6 protein-coding genes and 1 pseudogene are annotated in these 6,000 nt (G+C 43.2%); 1 reads left to right on the top strand and 6 read right to left on the bottom strand.

From position 1 onward, the window contains the following. Window positions 1-144, top strand: a pseudogene (locus LH47_RS15295) (UPF0236 family protein); the annotation flags it as partial. 88 nt (window positions 145-232) lie between these two features. On the opposite strand, the gene LH47_RS09555 reads toward LH47_RS15295, so the two are convergent. The 6 genes from LH47_RS09555 to LH47_RS09530 form a co-directional block, all read right to left on the bottom strand. After that, window positions 233-799 carry an endolytic transglycosylase MltG gene (locus LH47_RS09555; protein ID WP_235341099.1) on the bottom strand — a complete coding sequence of 189 codons (567 nt, stop codon included), beginning with the start codon at window positions 797-799 and terminating at the stop codon, window positions 233-235. Window positions 800-884: 85 nt separating this feature from the next. Then, the gene (locus tag LH47_RS09550; RefSeq protein WP_004889318.1) at window positions 885-1,178 is read right to left on the bottom strand and encodes a DUF1292 domain-containing protein; all 294 of its coding nucleotides are present in this window, start codon (window positions 1,176-1,178) and stop codon (window positions 885-887) included. 5 nt (window positions 1,179-1,183) lie between these two features. Beyond that, on the bottom strand, window positions 1,184-1,606 hold the full coding sequence (ruvX, locus tag LH47_RS09545) for a Holliday junction resolvase RuvX (RefSeq protein ID WP_043966910.1): 423 nt from the start codon (window positions 1,604-1,606) through the stop codon (window positions 1,184-1,186). Window positions 1,607-1,610: 4 nt separating this feature from the next. Then, window positions 1,611-1,877, bottom strand: a complete 267-nt coding sequence (locus tag LH47_RS09540; protein WP_026011524.1) for an IreB family regulatory phosphoprotein — start codon at window positions 1,875-1,877, stop codon at window positions 1,611-1,613. 81 nt (window positions 1,878-1,958) lie between these two features. Continuing rightward, on the bottom strand, window positions 1,959-4,592 hold the full coding sequence (gene alaS, locus LH47_RS09535) for an alanine--tRNA ligase (protein WP_043966908.1): 2,634 nt from the start codon (window positions 4,590-4,592) through the stop codon (window positions 1,959-1,961). A 307-nt stretch (window positions 4,593-4,899) separates the two neighbouring features. Continuing rightward, the gene (locus LH47_RS09530) at window positions 4,900-5,964 is read right to left on the bottom strand and encodes an AI-2E family transporter (RefSeq protein WP_084221307.1); all 1,065 of its coding nucleotides are present in this window, start codon (window positions 5,962-5,964) and stop codon (window positions 4,900-4,902) included. Between the last annotated feature and the right edge of the window lie 36 nt (window positions 5,965-6,000).

Genomic DNA, 6,000 nt, shown 5'->3' with positions numbered 1-6,000 from the left:
TCCAAGCGGGTTGAACAGGCCAAACGGAAGGCAGGACGGTTGTGGGCAGATGTGGTGCGTCAGAATCTACCGTGTCTGCAGCGGTCATCCGGGACGCCGATCCATCAAGCGTTGTCGGCGCTTCGGGATTTTGGTTGGGTGTAAAAAAATGGAATACAATATCATCACTTCAAGATGAGGGATGAGAGTCCAAAAGCGCTTACGATATCAATTCCTGAAAATGGTTCGCTAACTAGTGATTGACAACACCCGTAGTGAACCGAAAAAATGTTCTCCACAAAGTCTTGACTGACTCATATTTTTTCATTAACTCTTCAATGTACGTGCGATTTGTTAATTTTGCCATAATGTCTTCTGTGGAATAGCCCGTCTTTTGTGACATAATCGCCGCAATTTGCGTCAGCTGTTTTCCTTCTGGAATCGTTATTTTCAATTTTGCCTCTTTCACAACTTTTCCTGTTTTTAGTTGCTTTACAATTTGTTCAAATGTCATTGCTTTTGTAAACGTATAATTTCCAGCTTGAAAATCAGCATGATTTTTAAATTTTACATAATAGCGAAAAATCGTTGCATCTTTCACTACGCCGTTTTTTTCTAATATATTGGCAATCGTATATACTGAGGAGCCAATCGGGATTTCGACTTGAATCGGCGTTTTATTGTTCGGATCAACGGGCTGCAACGCTGAACGAATGTATACAAATAAACCGATGCATGCGGCAACCATTAGCAATAACAAAGGTACAGTAATATATAAAACAATTTTTCGCACTGTTTTCGCTTCATGTTCTTGTAACATGCGCCATCCCTCCTCACTTTTGACATTATACTACAAACAACGACAAAACATAAATAAAAAAAGAAGCTGACGCGCGGCCAGCTCCTTATTCTTCATCTTCTTCCTCTTCGCCGAGGAATGTGTTTAACATTTCTTCAATCATGTCCCATTCTTCTTCTGTTTCGATCGGCTGCAATTCTCCTGCTTGCCCATCTTCTCCTGGGATAAAGGAAGAAGCATGAATTTCAATTTCTTCGTTGTCATCTTCTTCTGCACCAATTGGGTAGTACAAAACATATGATTTTCCGAATTCCTCAGATTCAAACGTAAATAATACTTCGCAAAGTTGCTCGTTACCGTCTTCATCAACGACTGTAATGTGTTTTTCACCGTGTTCCATCATGTTCACCTCAATTGTTTATGATCCAAATACGATTGTAAAATCATCACTGCGGCCATTTTGTCGATTACTTGCTTTCGCTTTTTTCGACTGACGTCCGCAGCGATCAACATGCGCTCTGCCGCCATTGTAGATAACCTTTCGTCCCATAAGACGACAGGAAGTGAAAACGTTTGTTTCACTTGTTCTGCAAAGCGTTTTGTCGCTTCACCGCGCGGTCCGATCGTGCCGTTCATGTTTTTCGGAAACCCGACGACGATTTCTTCGACCGCATATTGCTCGATCAGTTGCCGCAAACGGTCAAAACCATATTCGCCATGCTCTTCATCGATGCGAATCGTCTCGATGCCTTGAGCCGTCCATCCTAATTCGTCGCTTACAGCAACGCCGAGCGTTTTCGTTCCAACGTCTAATCCTAAAATACGCATATGGCTATTCCTCGCGATGTGTTCGTAAATAGAATTTCACTAATTCTTCAATTAATTCGTCACGATCAACTTTGCGAATTAAGTTTCTGGCATCTTTATGGCGAGGGATGTAAGCTGGATCACCAGACAATAAGTAACCGACAATTTGGTTAATCGGGTTATATCCTTTTTCTTGCAACGCGTCGTATACAGTAAGCAATACTTCTCGAACATCGACGTTCATCGGTTCTTCCGAGAAGTTAAATTGCATTGTATTATCAAACGAACTCACCGTTTTTGCACCCCACTCTCACGCTCCACGAAATCTGGCATATCCATCCTTACATCCATTGTACACGATTTCCACCGTTTATTAAACAGATTTTACCCACTGCTCGACAAATTTCAATGCTTCGTCTACTTTATTCGCATCTTTTCCGCCTGCTTGTGCCATATCTGCTCGGCCGCCACCGCCACCGCCGCAACGCACCGCCACTTCTTTAATGAGTTTTCCAGCGTGATAACCGCGGTCGATTAAGTCTTTTGTGACACCGGCAATTAAGTTTACTTTATTTTGTTGGACAGAAGCAAGCACAATGATTGCTGATCCTAATTTTTGTTTTAAATCGTCGACCATTGCACGTAAGCTGTTCATATCAGCGTTATTTACTTTGCTTACAACAAGTTGAACGCCATTGATTTCTTTCGTTTGGTTCACTAAGTTTTCTGCTTCCATATGGCTTAAACGGGCAGCAAGCGATTCGTTTTCACGCTGCAATTCGCGCATGTCATTCATAAGCGTATCGATGCGCGTCAATACGTCTTTCGGGTTCGTTTTTAACTTTTCTGCCGCTTCTTTCAATAATGCAATTTGATCGTTCATTAAACGGTACGCCGCTTTTCCCGTCACCGCTTCGATGCGTCGTGTACCAGCGCCAATACCGGACTCTGAAACGATTTTAAATAAACCGATTTCCGCCGTATTTGTGACGTGGCAGCCACCACAAAGCTCTAAACTATAGTCGCCTACTTGCACAACGCGCACGATGTCGCCATACTTTTCGCCAAACAGCGCCATCGCCCCCATCGCTTTCGCTTCATCAAGCGGTTTATATTCAATAGCAACAGGAAGATTGCGCCAAATTTGTTCGTTGACGATCGCCTCAATTTGTTCAAGTTCTTCTTGTTTCACTTGACCGAAATGAGTGAAGTCAAAGCGTAAACGATCAGGCGCAACAAGGGAGCCTGCTTGGTTTACATGCACGCCAAGCACATCTTTTAACGCTTGATGTAACAAATGCGTCGCTGTATGGTTTTTCACGATATCGACGCGCGCCGCTTCATCGACATGCGCTGTATATGTGCTGTTTGTTTGAATAACACCGTATTCGACAACGATATGATGTAAATGTTGGCCGTTCGGTGCTTTTTGTACATCTTTGACGTACGCTTTTCCTGTTTCTCCTTCGATCCAGCCACGGTCGGCAATTTGTCCGCCGCTTTCCGCATAAAACGGCGTTTCACGTAAAATGACTTGCGCTTCTTCCCCTTCGCGTACTTCATTGACAAGTTGACCGTCTTTTACGATCACTTCCACGACAGAAGAAACAGAAAGTTGTTCGTAGCCGACAAACGTGCTTTCTACCTTAATGTCGCCTAATACACCACCTTGTACTTGCATCGAATCAACATCTTGACGCGCAGCACGTGCTCGCTCACGTTGCCGCTCCATTTCACGTTCAAAACCGTCGTGATCCACTTTCATTCCTTCTTCCGCTGCATACTCTTCCGTTAATTCAATCGGGAAGCCGTATGTATCGTACAAACGGAATACATCTTCACCACTAATCGTGTCGCTGCCGCGTTGTTTTTCTTTTTCGATGACGTTCGCTAAAATCGCAAGGCCTTCGTTTAACGTTTCGTGGAAGCGCTCTTCTTCGTTTTTAATCACTTTTTGAATAAATTGTGCTTTTTCTTTCACTTCCGGATAATAGTCGACCATAATTTCGCCTACAACTGGAACGAGTTCATACATAAATGGACGTTGAATGTTTAGTTGTTTTGCATAGCGAACCGCACGGCGCAATAAGCGGCGCAACACGTAGCCGCGTCCTTCGTTTGATGGAAGCGCTCCGTCGCCAATTGCAAACGTCACCGTACGAATATGGTCGGCAATCACTTTAAATGCCACATCTTTTTCTGCATCGGCGCGATATGTTTCACCTGAAATTTGTTCCGTCGCCCGAATGATCGGCATAAATAAGTCGGTATCAAAGTTTGTTGGAACGTCTTGTAAAATCGAGCACATCCGCTCTAATCCCATGCCTGTATCAATGTTTTTCTTCGGAAGCGGCGTATACGTGCCATCAGGGTTATGGTTAAATTGGGAAAAGACAAGGTTCCATACTTCTAAATAACGTTCGTTTTCTCCACCAGGATATAATTCGGGATCGTTCGGATCGTTACCGAATTGTTCCCCGCGATCATAAAAAATTTCTGTATTTGGGCCGCTCGGACCTTCCCCGATATCCCAGAAGTTTCCTTCCAAACGAATAATTCGTTCTTCAGGCAAACCAATTTCGTTATGCCAAATGTCAAATGCTTCTTCATCTTCCGGGTGAATCGTCACAGAAAGACGGTTCGGATCAAAGCCGATCCATTTTTCGCTCGTTAAAAACTCCCATGCCCAATGAATCGCTTCTCGTTTAAAATAATCACCAATGGAAAAGTTTCCAAGCATTTCAAAAAACGTATGATGGCGCGCCGTTTTTCCGACATTCTCAATATCGTTTGTACGAATCGACTTTTGCGCGTTACAAATGCGCGGATTGTCCGGAATGACACGGCCGTCAAAATATTTTTTTAACGTTGCAACACCGCTGTTAATCCATAACAATGACGGGTCGTCAATTGGAATAAGCGACGCGCTTGGCTCAACAGAGTGACCTTTTTCTTTAAAAAAGTCTAAAAACATTTGACGTACTTGAGCAGATGTTAGCTTTTTCACGTTTCCTTCCTCCCTTGAAAATATAAAAAACTCCCATCCCTGCTCAGGGACGAGAGCTTGCTCGCGGTACCACCCTGTTTATGGACAAAACGTCCATCACCTCAACCGCCGTAACGTGGCTTCGTCGGCAGGGTTTGCCTGCACTCAGGATTAGCGTTCTGTTACCCTTCATCTGGAATTTCTTTCAGCCGCGGAAATTCCTCTCTGTGCGCCGAAAGCGCTTTAAGATGGACTGTAACATACTCGATCCTTCATCGTTTTTTATGTATTACTCTTGTGAAAATTATAGACAAGCCCCTTTTTTTTGTCAATGCACCGTTGTTTTCAACGCACGAATGTGCATAAATGTCTCCTTTACGATCGCGACAATTGGGACAGCAACAATTAAACCGAGCACTCCCCCTACTTCTCCACCGACAAATAACGAAAACATTATGATGAGCGGATGTAAATGTAAATTTTTCCCTACGATCAAAGGGGATAAAATGTTCCCTTCAATAAATTGCAATAAAAAGACGATGCCAACGGTCAAAAACAACATATTTACTGAAACGGTGGCAGCGATAATGGCGGCCGGAATCGCACCGATAATCGGTCCAAAATAAGGAATAACATTTGTTGCGCCGACAATGATGCCGAGCAACAGCGGATATTTCATGCCGATGAGCCAAAACGCAAGTGCAGCGGCTGTGCCGATCAATAAGCAGACGAACAATTGCCCACGAATATAGCCACCGAGCGCTCGATCAACATCACGCAAAAATTGAACACCTTCATTCCGCCATTTTTTCGGGGTTAAATCCCACGCCGCTTTTTTCATGAGCTCCACATCTTTTAACATGTAGAAAGCGATAAACGGGATAATAAAAAAAACGATCACTCGATTAATCAACTGTTTCAAACCAATAATTGCCCCTGTAACCGCCCCGCTAATAAATGACTCGGCCTCCGCTATCATTGCCTCAATTCGTTGGTGCATATCATAAGGCCACGTTGCCGTTTGTTCATGAATAACATTCGTCCATCTTTCATACGTGCGAACAAACATCGGCAAACTTTTATTTAAATCTTCCAACTGAGCGATAAATAACGGTGTCCCTTTATAAACAGCAAAACCGATCCCGCCAAAAAATATGGCGTAAATCAAAAGAATAGCAAACGCCCTCGGCATGCCGCGTTGATGAACGTATTCAACGACAGGATGCAGTAAGTATGTAATAAATGCAGCGATAAAAAAAGGGGTCGAAATTTTTATAAATAAGTGCAAAAACGGAAGCCATACAGACTTCAGCTTTACAATAAAATATAAACAAACTAAAACAAATAACAATTTCGTTAAACGAACGAAAAAATGAAGATGTGAATGTTCCAAGATGATCCCTCCTCTTTCCATAGTGTGAGGTCAAAA

Origin of the sequence: Anoxybacillus thermarum, from assembly GCF_000836725.1 — a bacterium.
Taxonomy (GTDB): domain Bacteria; phylum Bacillota; class Bacilli; order Bacillales; family Anoxybacillaceae; genus Anoxybacillus; species Anoxybacillus thermarum.
The sequence above is the reverse complement of the archived record's forward strand: the minus strand, read 5'-3'. Positions and strand labels throughout refer to the sequence as shown.

Bases quoted from the DNA above. Each gene is read 5' to 3' on its own strand.
- LH47_RS09555 (WP_235341099.1), bottom strand. From the start codon at position 799: ATGTTACAAGAACATGAAGCGAAAACAGTGCGAAAAATTGTTTTATAT.
- LH47_RS09550 (WP_004889318.1), bottom strand. From the start codon at position 1,178: ATGGAACACGGTGAAAAACACATTACAGTCGTTGATGAAGACGGTAAC.
- ruvX (WP_043966910.1), bottom strand. From the start codon at position 1,606: ATGCGTATTTTAGGATTAGACGTTGGAACGAAAACGCTCGGCGTTGCT.